Origin of the sequence: Bifidobacterium bifidum ATCC 29521 = JCM 1255 = DSM 20456 (genome assembly GCF_001025135.1) — a bacterium.
Lineage (GTDB): Bacteria > Actinomycetota > Actinomycetes > Actinomycetales > Bifidobacteriaceae > Bifidobacterium > Bifidobacterium bifidum.
Genome location: NZ_AP012323.1, coordinates 2,092,049 through 2,112,314, shown reverse-complemented (window position 1 = coordinate 2,112,314; position 20,266 = coordinate 2,092,049). Strand labels below are relative to the sequence as shown.

15 protein-coding genes and 1 pseudogene are annotated in these 20,266 nt (G+C 62.3%); 8 read left to right on the top strand and 8 right to left on the bottom strand.

Annotated elements, in window-relative coordinates; all coding sequences use genetic code 11:
• Positions 1–182: 182 nt before the first annotated feature.
• Positions 183–920 carry an HD domain-containing protein gene (locus tag BBBF_RS08855; RefSeq protein ID WP_017143631.1) on the top strand — a complete coding sequence of 246 codons (738 nt, stop codon included), beginning with the start codon at positions 183–185 and terminating at the stop codon, positions 918–920.
• A gap of 77 nt (positions 921–997) precedes the next feature.
• On the opposite strand, the gene BBBF_RS08850 is transcribed toward BBBF_RS08855, so the two are convergent.
• Together BBBF_RS08850 and BBBF_RS08845 are read right to left on the bottom strand one after the other, a co-directional pair.
• The gene (locus tag BBBF_RS08850; protein WP_021648244.1) at positions 998–2,317 is read right to left on the bottom strand and encodes an ATP-binding cassette domain-containing protein; all 1,320 of its coding nucleotides are present in this window, start codon (positions 2,315–2,317) and stop codon (positions 998–1,000) included.
• The gene (locus BBBF_RS08845) at positions 2,314–3,747 is read right to left on the bottom strand and encodes an ABC transporter permease (protein WP_003816060.1); all 1,434 of its coding nucleotides are present in this window, start codon (positions 3,745–3,747) and stop codon (positions 2,314–2,316) included. The genes BBBF_RS08850 and BBBF_RS08845 overlap by 4 nt, the downstream gene beginning before the upstream one ends.
• Before the next feature lie 480 nt (positions 3,748–4,227).
• On the opposite strand from BBBF_RS08845, the gene BBBF_RS08840 reads away from it, so the two are divergent.
• Positions 4,228–6,393: a DUF4012 domain-containing protein gene (locus tag BBBF_RS08840; protein ID WP_033509746.1), complete on the top strand. Its 2,166-nt coding sequence runs from the start codon at positions 4,228–4,230 to the stop codon at positions 6,391–6,393.
• A 588-nt stretch (positions 6,394–6,981) separates the two neighbouring features.
• A complete protein-coding gene (locus BBBF_RS08835; protein ID WP_021648241.1) occupies positions 6,982–8,661 on the top strand; it encodes a hypothetical protein in 1,680 nt (559 codons plus the stop codon).
• 124 nt (positions 8,662–8,785) lie between these two features.
• Here BBBF_RS08835 and BBBF_RS08830 read toward each other — a convergent pair whose 3' ends face one another.
• Both BBBF_RS08830 and thiS read right to left on the bottom strand, forming a co-directional pair.
• Positions 8,786–9,685, bottom strand: coding sequence for a thiazole synthase (locus tag BBBF_RS08830; protein WP_003820532.1), 900 nt, complete (start codon positions 9,683–9,685; stop codon positions 8,786–8,788).
• A gap of 122 nt (positions 9,686–9,807) precedes the next feature.
• On the bottom strand, positions 9,808–10,170 hold the full coding sequence (thiS, locus tag BBBF_RS10740) for a sulfur carrier protein ThiS (RefSeq protein WP_003816070.1): 363 nt from the start codon (positions 10,168–10,170) through the stop codon (positions 9,808–9,810).
• 29 nt (positions 10,171–10,199) lie between these two features.
• On the opposite strand from thiS, the pseudogene BBBF_RS10765 reads away from it, so the two are divergent.
• The 4 genes and pseudogenes from BBBF_RS10765 to BBBF_RS08810 form a co-directional block, all read left to right on the top strand.
• A pseudogene (locus tag BBBF_RS10765) lies at positions 10,200–10,526 on the top strand (hypothetical protein); the annotation flags it as partial.
• Positions 10,527–10,658: 132 nt separating this feature from the next.
• Positions 10,659–10,991: a hypothetical protein gene (locus BBBF_RS10455; RefSeq protein ID WP_029414674.1), complete on the top strand. Its 333-nt coding sequence runs from the start codon at positions 10,659–10,661 to the stop codon at positions 10,989–10,991.
• Positions 10,988–12,403, top strand: coding sequence for a hypothetical protein (locus BBBF_RS08815; RefSeq protein WP_021648239.1), 1,416 nt, complete (start codon positions 10,988–10,990; stop codon positions 12,401–12,403). Before BBBF_RS10455 ends, BBBF_RS08815 begins: the two co-directional genes overlap by 4 nt.
• Positions 12,404–12,558: 155 nt before the next feature.
• Positions 12,559–13,614: a glycosyltransferase family 2 protein gene (locus BBBF_RS08810; protein WP_033509749.1), complete on the top strand. Its 1,056-nt coding sequence runs from the start codon at positions 12,559–12,561 to the stop codon at positions 13,612–13,614.
• 84 nt (positions 13,615–13,698) lie between these two features.
• Here the strand turns inward: BBBF_RS08810 and BBBF_RS08805 are convergent, their stop codons facing one another.
• Positions 13,699–14,049: a hypothetical protein gene (locus BBBF_RS08805; RefSeq protein ID WP_021648237.1), complete on the bottom strand. Its 351-nt coding sequence runs from the start codon at positions 14,047–14,049 to the stop codon at positions 13,699–13,701.
• A 109-nt stretch (positions 14,050–14,158) separates the two neighbouring features.
• Here BBBF_RS08805 and BBBF_RS08800 point away from each other — a divergent pair, with 109 nt between their 5' ends.
• Positions 14,159–14,431 (top strand): hypothetical protein, encoded by a 273-nt coding sequence (locus tag BBBF_RS08800; RefSeq protein WP_003823500.1) that lies wholly within the window; start codon positions 14,159–14,161, stop codon positions 14,429–14,431.
• 277 nt (positions 14,432–14,708) lie between these two features.
• On the opposite strand, the gene BBBF_RS08795 is transcribed toward BBBF_RS08800, so the two are convergent.
• The 3 genes from BBBF_RS08795 to BBBF_RS08785 all read right to left on the bottom strand — a co-directional run bounded on the left by BBBF_RS08795 (position 14,709) and on the right by BBBF_RS08785 (position 18,972).
• Entirely contained in the window at positions 14,709–15,449 is a 741-nt protein-coding gene (locus BBBF_RS08795; protein ID WP_021648236.1) for a hypothetical protein, read from the bottom strand.
• A gap of 1 nt (position 15,450) precedes the next feature.
• Positions 15,451–16,473, bottom strand: coding sequence for an NUDIX hydrolase (locus BBBF_RS08790; protein WP_047937745.1), 1,023 nt, complete (start codon positions 16,471–16,473; stop codon positions 15,451–15,453).
• A gap of 261 nt (positions 16,474–16,734) precedes the next feature.
• Positions 16,735–18,972, bottom strand: coding sequence for an RNA degradosome polyphosphate kinase (locus BBBF_RS08785; RefSeq protein WP_021648234.1), 2,238 nt, complete (start codon positions 18,970–18,972; stop codon positions 16,735–16,737).
• Positions 18,973–20,266: the final 1,294 nt, after the last annotated feature.

Below are 20,266 nucleotides of genomic sequence, written 5' to 3'. Positions count from 1 at the left end.
GGCATCTGTAACTTGCTCGCAACGCTCTCCTCTTTTCCTCCTCACCGGCGCGACACGCCCGGATTGCGCAGCACAATCGACGTCGCTGTTTATGATGAAGGCCGGAAAATGGCTGATCTGCGGAAATGCACCTTGCGATTGTGTGATGTTATCGGCGTGTCGCGATGGCTACAATGAGCCGTATGACCAGTTATATCCCCACACTCGACCAGATTGACGAGCTGCACCAGAAAATCGCCCCCTCCCAGGCCGCCTATGACCTGGTGCACATGCATTGTGTTGTCGTGGCGACCATCGCCCGCCAGCTCGCCCGCCATCAGAACGCGCTGTTCACCAACAAGCTGGGCCAGGGCAGCGGCAACGCGCTTGACGATTCCGCCGGGGCAGCTGAACAAGCCGACCTGCCGTCAGACGGCATCACCGGTGGCCGTGTGCCGAAACGCCTGATCGACGAGCATCTGGCGACGATCGGCGGCCTGCTGCACGACATCGGCACGTATCGCGTGCTCAAGCACGACGGCAGTGATGGCGAACCGCTGCAATTCGACGGGAAACGTTACATCCTGCATGGCCTGCTCGGCTACGAGTACTTGCTGGAGCAGGGCGTGGACGAGTCCATCGCCCAGTTCGCGCGCAATCATACTGGGGTCGGCCTGACCCAGCAGATGGTCATCGCGCAGAACCTGCCGCTGCCTCCGGTCGATTACATGCCGGTCAATCTGGAACAGGAAATCGTGATGGTCGCCGACAAATACAACAGCAAGTCGATACCGCCGAAGTTCCTGACCGCGCAAGCCTACGCCAAGCGTGCGGAGCGCTATGGGGAGGCGAACAAGCGGCGCTGGCTGGATCTGGTCGACCAGTACGGTGTCCCCGACGTGCCGGCCCTGGCCGCGAGGTTCCGCATGCGCATGATCTAGGTGGAATCAATGCGCCCCCGCTGGGTGGATAGCCCGGTGGACTGCCCACCCAGCGAGGGCGTATCAGATGAGGCCGTTTATAGCTTGATGATGGTTTCGGCTATGTTGGCAACGGCTTCTGATTCGGTGAGGATGATCACGCAGCGTTTGGGGTCGCCGTGGGTGAGCGACGTGAGCAGCTGCAGGATCTCCACGCTGTCGTCATCGTTCAGCCCGCCCGTGGGCTCGTCGGCGATCAGCACCTCGGCCTCGCAGGCGATGGCGCGCGCGATCGCCACGCGACGCTGCTCCACCACGTCCAGCTTGCCAACCGGAGCGTTCGGGGTATCCACATCGAAATGGACCTTGTGCAGCAGCTCGCGTGCGATCACCGGCTTCGGCTTGAGGAACGTGCGCCCGGAGGCATCCATCGCATACACCAGGTTGCGTTCGGCGCTCATGTCGTCTCGTACCGCATACTGCTGCGGCACCAGTCCCAGTCGATGTCCACGGACTTCGCCGGGCTCAAGCTCCAGCAGGTTCGCGCTTTTGTTCATCACATTGCCGTCATGCGGCCGGATGATGCCGCTCATCACGCCCATCAGGGTCTCGTGCAGCACGCGGTCGTTGTCTGGCAGCAGCACCGAGTACACATGCCCGGCGTAGAACGCCTGGTTCATGCGGTCGAGCACGTGACGGCCGGACTTCTTGTCGGTCACTGTGACCTTGTTCATCGAGAACGTCGGGTAGGACTTGAGACGGATGCTGTCCGCCTTGCTGCGCTTGAGCTCCTTGTCGATGCGCGATGACAGACGCATTGCAGGGTCGACGCTGGCCGATGCCACGGTGACCCTGCCGGCCCTGGTCTTCTTCTGGCCATCACCGGCCGTCTTGCCCCCGGTGCTCAGCTTGAGTGTTTCGTTGACCTTGCTGGCGTTGGCCGCTGCCACATCCAAGTTCTCGTCGGCGGTGTCCGCCGCCGTGGTGCCGGTATCAGCATCGCCGGTATCGGCACTGGTGTTATCGGCGGTGTTGTCGGCGCTGGCCGGCTCCTGCGCGGCGGCATCCTGCGTATCATCTCCGGGCTTCTCGTCGTCGGCCGGTGCCTCCTCGGCGGAGCCATCCGTCGCGACCGTCGTATCGGCTTCCGCGGTAGTGTCGATTTCCGCGTCGGCAGCGTCGATCACGATGGCGTCGGAGTCGTCACCGTCGTCGTCGAAGACGATGGAGAACTGCACGCTGTCCGGTACCGTCGTCGAATCGCTCGCTCCGGCGGCATCCGGGGATTCGGTTGCCGTGTCGGCCGTGGCGTCGGCTGCCGCGTCTGATTCGACCGCCGTGTTCTCGCCTTCGGAACCGGTCAGTGTGACGTCGTCCTCGTTCATGTCGTCCGCCTTATTCGTGTTCGTGTCGTTCATGCCTGCTCCTGTGCCGATTCCGCCGTATCGTCGGCGTCTGCCGTATCACTGTCGTTCGCTGCGTTGTCGCTTGTTGCGGTGTCGTCCGTCCCGCCGTCATCCACGACCTCGACCTCATTCGAGGAACGGGCCGCAAACAGCGTCCTGACACGGAACAGCAGCACGCGGATCATGGCGATCACCATCAGGACCACAATCGTGCCGAGACCGCTCCAGATGACAGTCCAGATCAGGTTGCCCGGCACACTGACCGCATTGCCGTCGGCGAGCTTCGTGGCCAGCGGCTTGACCGCGAACGCGCCGACGACCATGCCTACGGCGAATCCGACAAGGTTCAGCAACAGCGTCTCCAGCATGAACTGCCAGGCGATACGCCCACGCGAGACGCCGATGACGATCTGGTTGCCGATTTCACGCCGACGGCCGACCAGCAGGCTCGATCCCCACGAAAGCAGCAACAGTACCGCGCCCACAATCCAGAGGGCGGCGAGCATAGGCTTCATCGAGCTCGCCAGGGAGCGCAGCGGCGCGATCTGCTTCTCGTGCTCGATTAGCGTCGGCGAGGTGAGCTCATGGTTCGCGGGCAGCTTTGCCTTCTTGATGACTTTCTCGAACTTCCGATAGGTCGACATGCTGTCGAGCAGGAATGAGATGTTCAGGTCGGGAATCAGCCAGCCTTTGCCGTCGGCCGCATACAGGCCGTCCATCGCGAAGGTGTAGTACGCGGTGTAGATGACGTTGTCGCGGTTGTCCTTGGCGAGCTTGGCGTCCGAACCCTGCCCCGCGGCGGCCGGCTCCGTGTACTCGTAAATGCCGCGGACGGTCTGCTCGATGGTCTTCTTCGCGTCGTTCGGGAACGCGACGGTGAACTTGTCGCCCACGTCCAGGCCGTTCTTCTTCGCGAACGCCTGTGAAATCAGCACGCCTGTCTTCGACTGGCTCGAGTAGTCCAGTTGCTTGCCCTTGACGATCTTGTACCGGCCGAGCTCGTTCTCATGCGCGGCCTCCAGCGAAGAGAAGCTGCGGTACAGCATCTCGCCGCCGGTCTTGTCGGCGCTCTGGTCGTCGGTGCCGGCGATGGCCTTGACGTCGCCGCTCTGCCGCACCGGCACGGTGATGGTGAGCGCATAGCTGTACGTCAGGCCGGCGGCCTGCAGCGCAGACGCGTAGTTGTCGTATGCGTCGAACGCCAGGTAGTTCTTCGTATAGGAAGAATCGGCGCCGTTGTAGGTTGCCTTGGTCTTCGCATCCGGGCGGATGACGGCGCTGACCAGCTGGGGGTTGTAGCCATCGGTGGCCGATTCATCGGCGTGCAGGACGGAGAAACCGAACAATGTCCCGAATGTGACGATGATGGCGATGAACATGGTCAACAGCGTGCGCCATTTGCGGCGGACTATGGATGACCATGCGTTCTTGAGAACGAACATGCGTGTACTTCTCCAGTTCTTCCCAGCGGGGGCTGCGATCATGGCAACCGTGCGCCCGCGTTTTCGTGACAGTGGCCGGGACGCCACCCGAAGAACCCCGAAAGGCCCCGTAAAGCACGGCATCCCGTAGGCAACACTATGGTCGCGCTATGTGTATGTTATCTTGCTCCATACTGTTATACCCCTCAATGAAGTCTGAAAGCAGTCTGACAAGGTCGCGGGTGTTGTGCCGGGCCATCCTTCCGGTCCCGGGCAATGGTGAAAAAAACGTCGAAATACAACGGTTCAGAAAGAAGACTTAGCGTGCGGTAAGCATCGCACGGTATCATCTGAGGTTGTATTACGTAGCGTCGAGAGCCGGTCCGCCCGAAAAGACGGTGTGACGGCAGACCATCGAACCCGACGGAACGATAATGGTCGTCGCGTGGAACGACGGACGCGACAAAACGGAATGTAACACGAAGCAAACGAGGTTAACCCATGCGCCGATCCCCCCAGCACATCGGACGAAAAGGACATCAATTCCTGTCTCAAGCGCTGCGTCCGCGGCGCATCGTGCTGTATGTGGTGTTCGTGCTACTGGGAGCCGTGTTGTCGGTCGTCGGCATCTACGGAATCTCCGCGCTCAAACTGTACACGGAGGCGAACCGCTTCATCTCCGCTTCCGAAAACCTCGCCAACACCGCGCTCGGCTGCGGTGGCGGAGGTAACATCGGCACGTCCGCACGTGAGATGGTGACGTCCACGCGGGCGCTGCGCGACGAACTGGACAAGTCGCAGTGGACGTTCCTGCGCGACCATACGGCATACGGGAACGACATCACCGCCGCGCGCACGATGCTGGACGCCATGGGAAACCTGGTGGACGGGCCGTTCACCGATTTGATGGACCTGAGCAAGCAGCTGTCCGGCTTCTCCATGAAAGACAAATCCGTCGACCTGAGCGCGGTGACGGCCATGCCGGGCATCGTCAAGCAGGCCCGAGCCGACATCAAAGTCGAGACGCGGCGGCTGGAGAAGCTGGCGCCTCCGAAGAGCTCGAGCATCGCCTCCATGGTGAAGACCGGCGTCTCCGGCCTGAAATCCGTGGACAAGATGCTCGACGAATACGACGAGCTGATCAACCTGCTGCCGCAGCTGCTGGGCGAGAACGGTGAGCGCACGTACCTGGTCGCGATCTACAATCCGGCCGAGCTGCGGTCCGGCGGCGGCATGGTCGGCAACATCGCGCCGGTGACCGCCGACCACGGCAAGGTCACGATCGGCGACTTCATCGCCACCACCGACATCACCTATGGCACGCAGCCGTACGATGCCGAGAACGTCAAGGAAGCCGCGGTGTTCGGCGACCAGGTGTGGAAATACCCGCAGACGACCACCGTCAACCCGAACTTCCAGCGGGCTGCGGTCACATTGAAGAACATGTGGCTCGCGCAGCCGGGCAATGAGAACCAGGAGATCGCCGGCGTGTTCGCGCTTGACCCCGTGTTCCTGCAGTCGCTGATTGGTGCGACGGGATCGGTCAAGCTCAGTGACGGCAAGGTACTGGACGGCACGAACACGGTCAAGTTCTTCCTCAACGAGCTGTACGTGGACCACCCGATCTACAAGGAGCAGAACGCCTACACCAACAAGGCGTCGAAGACGATCATGACCCACGTGTTCTCGGGCGCGGGCACGTCGACGCTGTCGCCGATGCTCAAGGCGCTGCGGCAGACGTCCGCGAACGGCCATTTCAAGCTGTGGATGGCGCAGGAGGAGGAGCTGGCGGCGCTCGTCCAGACCAAGGTCTTCGACGCGAACGTCGCGGGCATGATTCCCGGCAGTGTGGAACAGCCGAAGGCCGGCGTCTACGTGACCGAGGCGAAGCCCAGCAAGCTCAGCTGGTATCTTGAGCCGAGCATCACCGTCAAGAAGACGTGCGGCAGCGATTTCGCCGCGAACTCGTACCGCATCAGCGACGAAGTGGACGCGCCCGCCCGAGCCACCAACCCCATGACCATCGCGAGCGCCGGTCTCGGCGACGAATACACGGTGACGGTACGGTTGAAGAACACGATGACCGAGGAGCAGGCGAAGTCATTGCCGGCGTTCATTACCGGCAATACGGAGAAGGGCACGATGCAGCCGCGACTGTTCCTGATGGCGCCCGAAGGCGGCGCGATCACGTCGCTCGCCTACGAAGCCGGCGAAATGGTGTCGAACGGCACCGTGGAGGACCGCCAGTTCATCAACCTGCGTCTGACCCAGGGCATCAAGCCGGGTGAGACGGTGACCATCGCGTTCACCGTGCGGGCGGCGGAGAAGGCGAAGTCGACGCTGGACGTCGTCACCACGCCGATTATCAACGAGAAGGGCATCTACACGGGCACCAACGGCAAGGTCACCGACACGTGCGGCGCTGATGTGCCGGATGCGGTGGAGGACCAGTGGGCGGGAACTGGCAGCGACGGTTCCGCGAACGGTGACGGCAGCTCGAACGGCACCGACGGCACCGACGGTGGTAAATCCTCCGGCAAGACCTCATCGAAGCCCGCCGACGAGAACAAGAACTCCACCGACTCCTCCAATGGAGGTGTGCTGGACAAGCTCAGCAGCATCAAGGATGGCCTGAGCTGTCCGGTGGATCTGAAGAAATTCATGTAGCCACGGACGGCCGCGCGGGCACAGCTGTGCGTGTCCGCGCGGGCACCTTACGTAGGCTGACGGTTGCTGGCGAACTCGCGGATTTCGTCGCGGGTCGAATCCTTCGACCCGTCGTCCACGAACAGGAAGCGATAGTCGATGCGATCGTCATCGTCCGGTGCCAGCTAGGCGTTCTCAGAGAGCGTGGTGAGCCGGGCGAACAGCATCGGCAGCGACTCCTCCTCGTTGTAACAGGGTATGAGAATCGTCACGGTGCGTTTGTTTTCGTTCGTTGTCTCTTCCCTTTGATGCCTGATCTGGTGTGACGGCCTGCGGCATGTAATCGACTTCCGCTAGCCATGATAGTGGAAGTCGATTATGCGCGTGGTGTTCCATTCTGGCATTTTCGTATGGTTTCACCGGTCTGATGGCCGGGCTGGCCGGTTCCGCCGGCAATGTGGACAACTGTGGATAAGGGGTGAGTTATCCACTTATCCACAGATTTTCGAGGGTGGGTGGCGCCGGGAGCCTTGGGTGTGCCATGGTGTGCCTATGCGCGAGGACGCGGAGGGACCGTGACGGCAATGGCGCATACGAAAAGGAGCGATCATGGCGACATCATTCTCGATGGATACCATCGGATTTCTGCAGGCTATCAACAAGTTGGAGCGGCGATTCGAGGAACTCGTCTCTCCGGAGACTATGCGCAAGGTGTGCGAAGACTATGACAGGGACGGCACGCCCACGCCATGGGATCACCGGCTGTACGCGCTGGCGCGCGACGTGTTCGCGTGCGGCAGCTGGACGACGAACCTGTGCGCGGCGGCGATGTCATTCAACGGGCGGCTGGTGGGCGAGTGCCGGAGGTTTCTTCACGGCTGCTCCGAAACGGTGCGCAAGTACGGCATCTCGGTGTGGCTGTACGAGCTGCTGAACGATTCCACGCTGGCTCTGTTTCGCGACGACCCGTCCGATTACATGCCGTCGCTGATTCGTATGACGACCGTCGAGGAACTGATGCGACGGCCTCGCGGCAGGAAGCGGTTCGGCAACCGCAAGCAGCGCGGGCTCGCCATGGAGGAGCATTCGACGCAGATGCACCGGCTGGCGGCATACACCCTGCTCAATTGGGGTGCCGATGAGCGGCGCAGCCTCGACATCGCTCGGATGCTGCTGCTGTACCCCGGCATCGGCATGTGCATGCTGCGCGAGGACGGAGACGTGTTGCGCTTCGGTGCGGCGCCGGACATGCGGTATCGGCGCGTGGTCGACTATCTGCACGAGCGGCGGGCGCAGGCCGATGCGGAATACGAGCTGCATGGCAATCAGTGGATGAGTGAGTATATGGGTCGTCATGACGATGAGGAACCGGCTGTCGGAGAGATTGCGACGGCAGATCGCGACGCGGGCGGATGCTCGTCGAAGCGAGATGGCGTTCGCGGATATGCCGAGGTGGGCGACGAGTCGCTGTGCGACTGCGAGAGCTGCGCCCGCATCGACATGGAGGATAGGCTGGATCTGCTGAAATGCGAGCGGCGATACATGTACGATGTCGTCCGGCTGATTGATGCATACGAGAAGATGTGGGACGATGAACCAATAGATGTCGATGACCGCATGCTCGCGCTGGAACACAATCGGGATGTGCCGGGAGAACCACTATGGCAGGATGTGGCGTTCCTGAACGATCTGGCATACTCGCTGATGGGCGACGTGATGGCCCATGACCTTATCCTCGGATTCGAGCGGCGAGACCGCAAGCGGTTCGACCGAGGCGTCGAGCAGCTGGAACTGCTTACGGAGACGCTCGTCCGGTTCGGTCTGCTGTCATTGCCGATAATCGCGTTCATGAACGGATTCGATGAATTCTCACGGGGACTTGATGACGACTACGCGACGGACGGCACGCTTTACAGTACGTCCGATGCGGACATACAGCGTCTCACACGCCGCATGCAGAAACGTCTCGACAAGCTGAGCGAGGAGGAAATGAACGCGAAGGCACATTTGGGCGAGTCCTTGGCGAACATCGTATTGGCACGGTTCCCGGATGAGCGCCTGGCGCGGGGGTGCGCTTTGGCGTTGTTCCGCGGCAATCCGGATCAATATGATGAGGTCGTGGAATCGATGCTGATGCGCCCTGATGACGATCCCGGTGACATGGGCCCCGGCGACGGTGATGATGCGCCCCTTGGCGATGTTCCCAATGACGACGTGCTCAGGAAGCTCGACTTCGATGTCGAGGAACTGGACGACGACCTGGAGCTGGCGATGGCCGTTGACCTGTGATTGCGTGGTCTCGGGCCGCGGGGCTGGGCGTCATCGCGAGATTAAGGTACACCCGGCATCGTGCTCCACGTATGGGTGCACGCTGCCGGGCGGCGACGTGAGTAGGCGACTCAGTACGGGTGGCTCAGTGCAGGTAGTCGGCGGCGTTCGTCGGGCTGGACGGCACGGCGTGGCCCTCCGTCACCGTGCCCAGGCCGGACAGGTATGCCTCGCGGCCGGATTCGATGGCGTGCTTGAACGCGCGGGCCATCAGCGGGATGTTGCCGGCGCTCGCGATGGCCGTGTACGCCATCACCGCGTCCGCGCCCATCTCCATGGCCTCGGCGGCCTGGCTGGGACGCCCGATGCCCGCGTCGATGATCACCGGCACGTGCGTGTTCGCGATGATAACCTCGATGAAGTCGCGCATGCGCAGTCCCTTGTTGGAGCCGATAAGCGAGCCGAGCGGCATCACGCAGGCGGCGCCGGCCTCCTCAAGCCGCTTGGCCGCGATCGGATCGGGGAACATGTACGGCATCACCACGAAGCCCTCCTTGGCGAGCATCTCGGTGGCGCGAATCGTCTCCTCGTTGTCGGGCAGCAGGTACTTCGTCTCGTGCTCGATCTCGACCTTGACGAAGTCCGTCTGGCAGACCTCGCGGGCGAGACGCGCAATGCGCACGGCCTCCTCCGCGTTACGCGCGCCGGACGTGTTCGGCAGCATCGTGATGCCCTTGGGGATGTAGTCGAGCAGGTTGTTCTCGGTCGTGCGGCAGCGACGCAACGCCATCGTCACGATCTGCGTGCCGGCGTTCTCTATGGTCGCCTTGATGAGGTTCAGGTCGTAGCGCCCCGAGCCGAGGATGAAGCGGCTGGTGAACTTGTGCCCGCCGAGCACCAGCGGGTCGGCGTCGCCGGTCGCGATGTCGTCGTAGGCGTGCGCGTCCGGTTCGGGGAGCAGCGCGGTGTTCGTCGCCGTGCCGATGAGTTCGTCGAGCACCGGGTCGTCCGATTGGGCGGCCGGTGTGGTTGATGCGATGGTCATGATGGTACCTTTCTTTGAGGTATATGACGCTTGATGCGTGCGGTATTCGGGTCGGAGTGCGGTTCGCTGGCCGGCATCGGCATGAGCCCGTGCCGATGCCTTGCCGCGTGTTTGCCGGGCTCTCAGCCGCCCTGCACGAACGTGACGATTTCGACGGTGTCGGTGCCGCTCAGCATGGTCTGTGCGCGCTTGTCGCGCGGCACGATGGCACCGTTCACCTCGACCGCCACGCGTCCCGCGTTAAGGCCCTTGCGCGCGATGAGCTCGTCGACGCTGAGCGGCGTGGCGATGTCCTCCTGCTGCCCGTTGATGATCATGTGTCCCTCCTCGGTCGCTGGCGTGATTCCCATATCGGCGACATTGCACTGCCGGCCGTTGCCGGTCGATCTCCGATCGGGCACGCCGGCGTCCGCCGATATGAAAAACGGGTCGCTGGAGCAAGCCGTACCCTGTGAGGTGGTGCGCCCCTCCATGACCCGAATCATGCGTTTTTTCGTTATGCCTGTTCTGTTATATGCCGGGATGCCCGGTGCGTTTGGCTGGGAACCGTCCGCCATCGGTTGGCGGATGCCGATTGTTGCTGCGCTGCGACTGGACAACTCGTCCCTACGGCGGCATTACCCGCATCAAGTTGACGGTCGAAGCGTCGCTTCCTCTCAGCCTTGCGGCTCCCGTTCGGTTGCGCCTTCATCATAGCCCAGACCGCGTGACATCGCGCCCGGCCGCAGGGCTTCGCGGCCTTTCAAAATCCCTCGAATTGGTTATGATTGTCGTAACGAAGAGACAGGGGATGATGATGGCCAGATGCGCTCGATGCGGTAATGAAATTCCAGCGGGATCGGCGTTCTGCACATACTGCGGCATTCCGGTCGCAAGCGGTGCCGCCGCAGCGCCCGGTAGCGGGGCGCAGATGCCTCAACCTGGTACAGCCGCGTCCGGCTTCGCTCCGAACACAGTACCCGGTACGGGGACGTTGCCGCCTGTCCCGCAGCCAGCGGGCCCCGCGGATAACGGCGGCAGCGCACCCCAAGGTCAGCCCGGGTCGCAATCCCAACCCGGCAAGAAGCCACCACTTACGCCCGCGCAACGCAAGAAGCGCAAGATCATCATCGCCATCATCGCGGCCATCGTCGTCGTGGCGATCGTCGTCGGCGGAGTTGCCGCATTCCTCATCCTTCACGGCAAGAAGAACGCGGCCGCGGGCCCCGTGCAGACCAGCGACACGACTGATGCAACGCCGAAGAAAACGCAAAAGCAATCCCCGACGCAGATCGAAGGCAAAAAGCGGTCAGCGAAGTCACCATGACCAACTTCGTCTGCAACTACGACACCTCCGACTGGGGGTGGGACGGCGGCGCAGTGCTTTCCGACGTAATGCCCTGCGCCAACGGCGATGCGAGCTCCAGCAGCGATTCCGACTATGGCAGTTCCAGCCAATCCGCCGATGACGGGCAATATGCGTTCGGCGTCTGGACGCCGGCAATGGACGAATCGAAGGTGATCTACTTCTCGGCTCTGAAATCCGGGGAGAAGATGTACTCCGATCCGGTCGTCGCCGCCACATACGGTCCCAACCCGGCCGTGTTCGTGATCTACGCGGTCAAGACCAAGGCGGTCGGCACCACGCCGGAAACCGTGCACCTGTTCGCCCATCAGGTCGATTTGAAATCCGGCGAATTGTCCGATCGTATCGATCTGCGCACCGAGGAAGACAATCTGATCAACCTGCAGCAGGATTACGAATTCGATGTGCTCGCGCAATCCAACAATCGCGTCGCCATCGAGAAAAGCTGGAAGACGACAGAGAAGAGGACTGTCAACGACGATCAGCGTGAGGTCGAAATCGGCCACAAGCAGATCATGGGATTGAGCGGCGGCGCGAAGCAGGCCGAGACCTTGCAGACGTTCAAGGACAGCGTGAGCATCAGCAAGGACAGCGGCGGATACCAGTCGTTGAACACTACTGAAGTCGATGTGGACGATTACCACGTGTTCGACACATATGTGGTCAAGGACAGCGCATACCACCTGTATTCCATCGACAGCAACAAGGAAATCGTGAAGCTTCCTTCGGACTACTGCTCGCCTGGCGACACCTACCGATGCGACTTGCAGGGCCTGTATCGGTTCGGCGCGAATCAGTACGTGCTCAATCCCTCTGAAAGCTATAACGGCAACAAGCTGCTGATTCTGGATGCAGGCACGGGCAAGACCAAAAAAGTCACCGACCTGCTGAACATCAACACGAAGGATGACCAGTACGTGAACTTCACGGACTTCGGCCAGTTCTCGGACGGTTCCCTGTATTTCCAGTGGGATGAGTCGAGCGACAGCAAGCGTGTGTTTATCCTCTCGCGCGACCTGAAGGTCACCGAGGTGCTGGACGGCGGGCGGTGGGCCCGCCTGATGCTGAACTCCGGTGAGTTCGAAGGAGCCAACTATCTGCTGAAGCAGTTCTACGTCAAAACCACGGACGAGAACATCATCGTCGACGAGAAGGGCGAGACGGTCGGCAGCTACACGTTGACCCCGTCGGGCGATGACGCGGACGACTACGACCATACGGCCGTGGACTGGATTATGTGGAGGGATGGCTCCGAGAACACGGTGACGGTCACGCGCGGGCAGGCGCCCGGCGAGCCGGCCCCGGACTCGTCCGACGGCAGCGGGTCGAGCAGCGGCGACGGCAGCGCCGGTGAAAGCAGCTCCGGCGACTGACCACGCGCCGGGCGGTGCCGCCCTCATGACCCACCTCCATACTCTCTGAACGGTAGCTGCACGGCCGGAAACATCGGCATGACATTATGGCGTTGTCTGGTGGCAATCCTGTGACTATCACTTTCCTTCACATAAACGGTGTCACAATGAAAGGTATGACTTGCAGGAACGACAAAACTGGGGAAGCCACGGTCGAGCACACCTGTGATGCCCGTGCGGTGTTCGACAAGCTCGCCATCATCGTGGTGACATATAAGCGCCAGCAGTTGCTGGAGGAACTCCTGGCCTCATTCGCGCAGCTGACGGTCGCGCCATGGCGCATCGTCATCGTCGACAACGAACACTCCGACGAGACGCAGGACATGGTCGACGAATTCCGGGAGAAGGCCGACGGTCTGTGGGGGACGACGGACGCCGACCGCAAAGGTGGCACGAGCCGTGTGGTGTACGCTCCGCAAACCGACAATCTTGGCGGTGCCGGTGGGTTTTCCGTCGGAGTAAAAGTCGCGTACGATCTCGGGGCGGAATGGTTCTGGGTGATGGACGACGACGTCGCCGTACTGCCTGACGGCATCGAGAAGCTCGCGAAATGGGGTCGCGACCATGACGTGATCCAGGGCGGCAAGCTCGATTTCGACGGCGGGCCGTTCTACTGGCAGTACAACTTCATCGTGCCGCTGGGCATCCCGAACCCGATCGCGCCGGCCGCATTCGGCTCCGCCGGGTACCGCGTGATGAACACGCTGTGCTTCGAGGGCGGGCTGTTCCGCAGGCGCATCGTGGAGAAGATCGGGCTCCCCGACCCGCGGTTCTTCATCTACTGGGACGACACGATGTACGGGTATCTGGCCAGCAAGGTCACCAACTCGATTGTGGTGCCCGACGTGGTGATGCGGCGCACGCGCGACATCAGCAACTGGGACATCGCCGGATTGCGGCAGCTGAACTCCACCTCGGACATGAACCGGTACCACATCCTGCGCAACCGCGGGTACATGGCCCGGTACTTCATGGTGCACGGCGACTACCGGCCAGTGCTGTTCGCCCTGGGAACGGCCGCCACGGTGGCGAAAGAGGTTATTCGCCTGGTCGCGGTCGACCGCGAGCACGTGCGCACCGGGCTGGTGCAGATCGCCAAGGGATGGCGGGACTCGCACAAGCTGATGCACGACCCGAAGTGGCGGCCGATGCCGCCGTTGGTGCGGCAATAGCGTCAGGGACGCTCTCAAAACTCGCGGATACAAGCACTTTTTGCGTATATTCATGCTGTATCTGCGAGTTTTGAGAGCGCGATTTTACGCGACGACGAAATCCGACACGTCTTTGATCAGGTCGAAGGCGCCATTACCGCGTGTGGTGAGCACTCGCAGACAGATGCCGTTGACGGCGCGGCTGACTCCCAGCTCGCCGGGGAAACCTATGGCGTCCGCGTGGGATCGGATGTAGTCGATGAGTTCGTTTTCCGCCTTGATACGGGCGGCCTCGATGCGGGTGCGCACCGCTTCGGCCGACATGTCGGGATCAGCCGCCGTTGCTGGCTCCGCCGTGGCGCCTGCGGCATCCCGTGGCGCAGGCGGCGACGTGAGCGGATCGACCTCCGGCACATGCGCGTACAGCACGCCGCAGTGGGTGAAATTCCGCCACATGCCCAGTTCCGTATAGTCGAGCTGTCGCCGATCGGTCTGCTGGCCACCGACGATGCGTAGGGTGAATGGGGTGCCGAGGACTCCATGAGCGCGACGGGGGCTGAATTATGTGCCGCAGTACATCGCCCACGGCTTCTCGTGGGATGCGCTGCTGCCGTACTATTCGCTGCAGGGGTTGCCGGACGTGGTCGGCTACATCCTGTCCGCCGTGATCGCCGATGTGCTGCGTTCGTTCGCCGGAGCCGGAAAGACCGTGCTGTTCTCCACCACCACGACATCATTGAGCGGCTCATCCCCCGCATCATCCACATACACCCCGCCGACTAAACGCGGGACCCGCTGGCACAGCCTCTGCGCGACAGCCCTCCGGGCCTGCAGTTGAGGATGGCCTGCGGGCTACGGTCTTTCTGGCTCGTCGGTTGGCTTGTACTCGCCTACGGTTTCCGCTGTCTGCTGTACGTCTCGTCCCATCAGCAGTAGCGTGTTGCGGATTCAACGGGGTGAGAAAGAAAAAGAGAATGCGCCGAACCACGAAAGCGCCTGTCGGCGCAAAGGCCGCTCGCAGCGGCAAAAAATGGAGCCCGGGGCTATGCATGGCCCGACGCGGATATCAGTATATCCGGGTTTGCCCTGTTACGCTGTCCGCGTGTTGCGCCGGCTCAGTCCAGTTTGCCGCGACGCCACAGCTGCGCTCCGTGGCGGAAATCCTTGGACGTGGCGATGAGATTGCCGGCGGTGTGCATCAGCTTGGCGCTGCGGGAGCGCATGACATGGGCTTCGGCCAGGTCTGCGGCGGTCGCGGTTTCGGAGCCGGCCTTGGCCTCGGCCTGCCGCACCATGTGCCGCGCTTCGACGCGCAATCCCTGCGCCACCACGTCGACGAACGCGCTCGCCCTCTCCAGAGCCACGGCGAAATCGCCGGTGAACGCGCCTGCGAGAATCGAATCTGCCGTATGTGTGATGTCCGCTTCGGTGGGTGCCTGGTCGACGCCTGCGATGGCCGACGCGGCGGTCGCCACCGGTTCGCCGAGCCGCCACAGCCGCGAGATCAGATCGCGGTCGCGCCGCATCCATGAGCGCAACGTGTACAGCCGCCACATGATGCCCGGCAGCGAGTCGGGTTCCGACCGGCTCCACAGTTCGGCGATCATGTCCACGCCTTCGCGGTCGACCAGCGTCAGCACCCGTTCCACAACCTGCGGATCAGCGGAGTGATGCACGCGGTCGAGCAGAGCGGCCGCCGATGCGTGACTCATTTCGCTGACCACGCTGGGATCGGCGCCTCCGGCGATGCCCTCGATGAGACCGGGGTCGATCTGCCCGGGGCGCGATGGCCGCGGCGAGCCGGTCGGCGTGAATTCCGTGCGGCTGGGAACGACGGAGCCTGAACCAAGATGCATGCTAGTAGACAAGTGGCGTGACCTTCTGAATGTCGATGATGGAAACGGTGTCACCGCAGGGTACCACGAACAGCGCGATGGCGGTGCCGGTCGGCATGTACGGCGAGGACGGAATCAGCCGTTTCATCAGCGATTTCGTCGCGCACAGTTCGCGCAGATGCCCGAAAATACCGCCGATGACCGGACGATGCATGCAGACTGCGGTCGCACTGTGACGCTGCAACGTATTTTTCAGCTCCTTGTGGAAGCACTGCCACGCCGCTTCCGGATCGGCGGCGACCGCGTCCTCGGTGAGCGGTTCGGCCGTATGCAGCGGCAATCCGGTCTGCCATGACAGCATCTGTATGGTCTGCTGGCAGCGCAGCCACGGCGAGGTGACCAGCCGCGTGGGATTGTAGCAGGCGAGCTCACGGTCGAGCGAATACGCCATCGACGCTCCGCGCGGCGTGATGGGACGCTTGTCGTCGGTACCCGTCCACTGCTTGCGGGGCTCGGCCTTGCCGTGACGCACCAGCAGCAGCATGTCGCCGTCCAGCGCACCTTCCTCCACACGGTCGACAAACAACGCGAGAATATCGCGGTCGGTCGAATGGGTGAGCATACGCCGCGCGCGCTGCACGCTCACCCACATGACGCTGTCGATCTCGCCCACGTCAGCGCGATGCACGGGGCCGAACGCGTCGGCCCGCCGCACGGCGTCCTCGGGGTCGATCGGCCTTGCCATCCAGAAGAGAATGTGCTTCGTGTCGACGGTTCGATCCTTGGAACGGCGGGTTTTCTTGCCTTCCTCGGCAAGTGGGTATTCGATTTCGCCGAGGAACGGTCCGAGCGCGACCGGCACTCCGGTCTCTTCGCTGACCTCGCGTACCGCCGCATGGCGGTGGGTCTCGTTGAGCTCCAGCTTGCCTTTCGGCCAGCTCCAATCGTCGTATTTTGGCCGGTGCACGATGCACACTTCAAGCGTATCGAAGTCGGCCAGTCGGGACGCCGCGGACGTCTGCCGCCCGTCGTCCGAGAACTTCATCCATTCTTGAAAATCAGTATTGCGGCGATACAGCACCGCGCCTGCAGCTTCTACGATTTTCACCTCACCACTCACCCTTCCATTATGCCTCACCGGCTGCATGACTACGTTGTTTCTCGTCTGTAATGACGATGGCCGGCCCTTGCGGGTCGGCCATCGGCTTATGCACCTACTGTACCTCGTGCGCCGCTTGTCTTGCGGAAGATGCGGTGCACGAGGCTCGTGCCGGATGCCTTATCGGGCGCCCGGCCGGGTGCCATGTCAGTTGTTGGTGCGCGGGCGGCGCTGGTGCTTGCGGATGAGATATTCCTGGCTGTCCACCAGCGGGCGGCCTTCGTCGTCGCGCGAATGATGGATGTACGTGCCGTCGGGCTGCATGTGCCAGGAGGCCGTGGAGTCGGACATCTGCAGGTCCACATAGCGAATCAGCTCGTCGATCTGCTCGGGCGCGGTGACGCGGACCAGCGCCTCGACGCGGCGGTCGAGGTTGCGGTGCATCAGGTCGGCCGAGCCGATCCACACTTCCGGGCCGGAGATGGGGCCTTCGCCGATCTGCGGGCCGTCGGAGTTGCAGAAGGCGTAGATGCGGCTGTGCTCCAGGAACCGGCCGAGGATCGAACGCACGCGGATGTTGTCGGACATGCCGGGCACGCCGGGCTTGAGCGCGCAGATGCCGCGCTCGACGATGTCGATCTTGACGCCGGCCTGGCTGGCGCGGTACAGCGCGTCGATGGTCTTCTCGTCGACGAGCGAGTTGACCTTGATTTTGATCCAGGCTTCCTTGCCGGCCTTGGCGGCGTCCTCCTCGCGGCGGATGCGCTGAATCAGGCCGGTACGCACGGTGCGCGGGGCGACCAGCAGGCGGTGGAAGCTGGACTTCGGCGCGTAGCCGCTCAGCTGGTTGAACAGGCGGGTCAGGTCCTGACCGACCACCGGGTCGCAGGTGAGCAGGCCGAGGTCCGTGTACAGGCGGGCGGTCTTCGGGTTGTAGTTGCCGGTGCCCACGTGGCAGTAGCGCTTGAGGCCGTCCTGCTCCTGGCGGACGACTTCGATGAGCTTGCAGTGGGTCTTGAGGCCGACGATGCCGTAGACGACGTGCACGCCGGCGCGTTCGAGCTTGCGGGCCCAGGCGATGTTGGCGTCCTCGTCGAAGCGCGCCTTGATCTCGACCAGCGCCAGCACCTGCTTGCCGGCGTGGGCCGCGTCGATCAGCGCGTCGATGATCGGCGAGTTGGAGCTGGTGCGGTACAGCGTCTGCTTGATGGCCAGCACGCGCGGGTCGGCGGCCGCTTGGGCGAGGAACGCCTGCACCGACGTGGAGAACGAATCGTAGGGGTGGTGCAGCAGGATGTCGCGCTCGCGGATCGCGGCGAAGATGTCCTGTGCGCGACTCGATTCGACTTCGGCGATCTGACGGTTCGTGGTCGGGATGAACGGGCGGTTCTTGAGGTCCGGGCGGTCGAGCGACTGCAGTTCGAACAGTACGGTGAAGTCGAGCGGCGCGGGCAGGCGGTAGACCTCTTCCGGGTTGACGCCGAGCTGGTCGGCGAGCAGCTGGGAGAGGAACGGGCTGGTCGCGTCGGAGATCTCCAGACGGATCGGCGGTCCGAAGCGGCGGCGCAGCAGCTCCTTCTCCATCGCGTTGAGCAGGTTCTCGGCGTCATCCTCTTCGACGTCGATGTCCTCGTTGCGGGTGACGCGGAACGAGCGCGCCTCCTTGATGATCATGCCGGGGAACAGGGATTCGAGGTGCGCGATGATGAGGTTCTCCATCGTGATGAACCCGAAGCGCTCCTCGCGGCTCTCCTCGTCGGTCAGGTCGTCGACGGGGACGAGGCGGGGCATGTTGCCGGGGATCTTCACGCGGGCGAAGTGGGATTTGCCGGAGTTCGGGTTCTCCACCAGCACCGCGAGGTTCAGCGAGTTGCCGGAAATGTAGGGGAACGGGTGCGCGGGGTCGACGGCGAGCGGCGTGAGCACGGGGAAGACCTGCTGGCGGTAGTAGCGCGAGAGACGTTCCTGCTCGGTGGTAGTGAGCCGGTCCCAGCTGAGCAGCACGATGTGCTCGTCAGCGAGGGCGGGGAGCAGCTTCTCGGTGACGTAGTGCGAGTGCTCGTTCTGCAAGCGGTGCGCCTGCTCGCTGATGGCACGCAGCTGCTGGCGGGGGCTCAGGCCGCTGGCCGCGGTGACGGCGATGCCGGTGTCGATACGGCGCTTGAGGCCGGCGACGCGGACCATGAAGAATTCATCGAGGTTAGAGGCGAAGATCGCGGCGAAATTGCAGCGTTCCAGCAGCGGCTGGTCTTCGTCCTCGGCGAGTTCGAGGACTCGCTGGTTGAACTTCAGCCAGCTGAGTTCTCGGTCGAAATAGCGATCCGCGGGCAGCGGCTCTTCGCCGGCTTGCGGCTCGCGCTTGTCGGGTTTGTCTGTCTCGGCTATGTGCTCGGCGATTTGGCTGCGCAGGATAACCTTTGAAGGTGCGTCAAATGTTTGTGCCATGTATATAACTTTATGCGAGAATATGGCAGTTTCCTATGCGGCGTGTAAGAAATTCAGCGGTTGTTTACCATTTTCGTACGGATGGGGTGTCGGGTGATGGTACGGCGACACGCCGATGGGTCGTCGGTTCCGCACACAAGTGAACAACGAACCCGTCCGATAGGAACATGAGGTGACAGTTTTCCGTCATAATTGAGCGGTATCGAACACTTGCGCAAAAAATCGCACAACGTAGTTGGGTGAGTTGCGGTATCGCGGTGTTGCGCCTAGATTATGAAGTGCAAGGACAACTTAAGAGCAGGCCCACAATAGTGTATGGTCACGAAGGACTGTTACGTTGAACGGGCAATGGAAAGACTTACCGTTACGACGATGAGGTTGTGCAGCGATCTGCTCAAGATGGACTTGCAGGAAAAACCCGCTCCGGCGGGTTTTTCCATGTGCGGCGGTCTAATGGCGAGGGTGGGCTTGGCTCGGGTTGGGGTTCGGACTGTTGGCTCCTGCTGTTCCGCGTGACTTCCTGTGTGCAATCATTGGGTTAAGTGGTCAAAAGTGTGTCTTACCCGGGTGTATTGCCGGTGTGTTGATGGGGCAGCGTGATCGTTCGGCCCGGCCTTTTCTGGCGCCGAACTCGCAATCACCGGGCTTTGGCCTTCGAAACGATATTTTTCGCCGAATCGCGGATTGCGGCGATTTCGGCCCGTGTTGTGGTGGCGATGGTGGTGGCGGACGGCAGTTGGCGGCGGGCTGTACCACACCACGTGATTTTATGCGGTTTTGGGGCTGGTGTGGCCGGGGAGGATATTGGGGTGCTTCTGGGATTGTTGGAAAATGGCGGTTCTCATGATTTATGCTGTACCACACCATGCGATGTGAGGGTTCACATTTCATTGTGAGGCCTGCGGAAAAGCCACACAATGCAATTTTTGTGTGTTTTTCCTCTGGTGTGGCACGCCGGTGGTTATGACGGGTGGGTTCTGGTCAATGTTTGCCGTGACCGACTGACCGGCAGAGCTGATCGGAGGCGCGATGGGCGTTCGTGAGCGCGGGGTATGCGACGTTCGGCGAGATGCGCACGGGCGAAGGTTGCAGAGAGGTTGGCTCGGATTCTTCCCGACTCCGCTGCCGGGTGTTTTCGACTGGATGCTAAGTGGAGACGGTTCCATATCACGCGAATATGCCCATCTAGGCGTCGTCTGTCCACAAAAACTGTGGATAACACGCCGTGATGTGGATAAGTCGCGGGCCTTCGACCACATTGTCGCCTCACGTTGCGCCGCTGCGGCGCTATTCG

What these genes read in the sequence shown, in the direction of transcription:
- BBBF_RS08835 (WP_021648241.1), top strand. Translation starts at nt 6,982, where the DNA reads ATGGCGACATCATTCTCGATGGATACCATCGGATTTCTGCAGGCTATC.
- BBBF_RS08805 (WP_021648237.1), bottom strand. Translation starts at nt 14,049, where the DNA reads ATGTGGCGGAATTTCACCCACTGCGGCGTGCTGTACGCGCATGTGCCG.
- BBBF_RS08850 (WP_021648244.1), bottom strand. Translation starts at nt 2,317, where the DNA reads ATGAACGACACGAACACGAATAAGGCGGACGACATGAACGAGGACGAC.
- BBBF_RS08790 (WP_047937745.1), bottom strand. Translation starts at nt 16,473, where the DNA reads ATGAAGTTCTCGGACGACGGGCGGCAGACGTCCGCGGCGTCCCGACTG.
- BBBF_RS08815 (WP_021648239.1), top strand. Translation starts at nt 10,988, where the DNA reads ATGACCAACTTCGTCTGCAACTACGACACCTCCGACTGGGGGTGGGAC.
- BBBF_RS08830 (WP_003820532.1), bottom strand. Translation starts at nt 9,685, where the DNA reads ATGACCATCGCATCAACCACACCGGCCGCCCAATCGGACGACCCGGTG.
- BBBF_RS08795 (WP_021648236.1), bottom strand. Translation starts at nt 15,449, where the DNA reads ATGCATCTTGGTTCAGGCTCCGTCGTTCCCAGCCGCACGGAATTCACG.
- BBBF_RS08840 (WP_033509746.1), top strand. Translation starts at nt 4,228, where the DNA reads ATGCGCCGATCCCCCCAGCACATCGGACGAAAAGGACATCAATTCCTG.
- BBBF_RS08845 (WP_003816060.1), bottom strand. Translation starts at nt 3,747, where the DNA reads ATGTTCGTTCTCAAGAACGCATGGTCATCCATAGTCCGCCGCAAATGG.
- BBBF_RS08785 (WP_021648234.1), bottom strand. Translation starts at nt 18,972, where the DNA reads ATGGCACAAACATTTGACGCACCTTCAAAGGTTATCCTGCGCAGCCAA.
- BBBF_RS08810 (WP_033509749.1), top strand. Translation starts at nt 12,559, where the DNA reads ATGACTTGCAGGAACGACAAAACTGGGGAAGCCACGGTCGAGCACACC.
- thiS (WP_003816070.1), bottom strand. Translation starts at nt 10,170, where the DNA reads ATGATTCGGGTCATGGAGGGGCGCACCACCTCACAGGGTACGGCTTGC.
- BBBF_RS08855 (WP_017143631.1), top strand. Translation starts at nt 183, where the DNA reads ATGACCAGTTATATCCCCACACTCGACCAGATTGACGAGCTGCACCAG.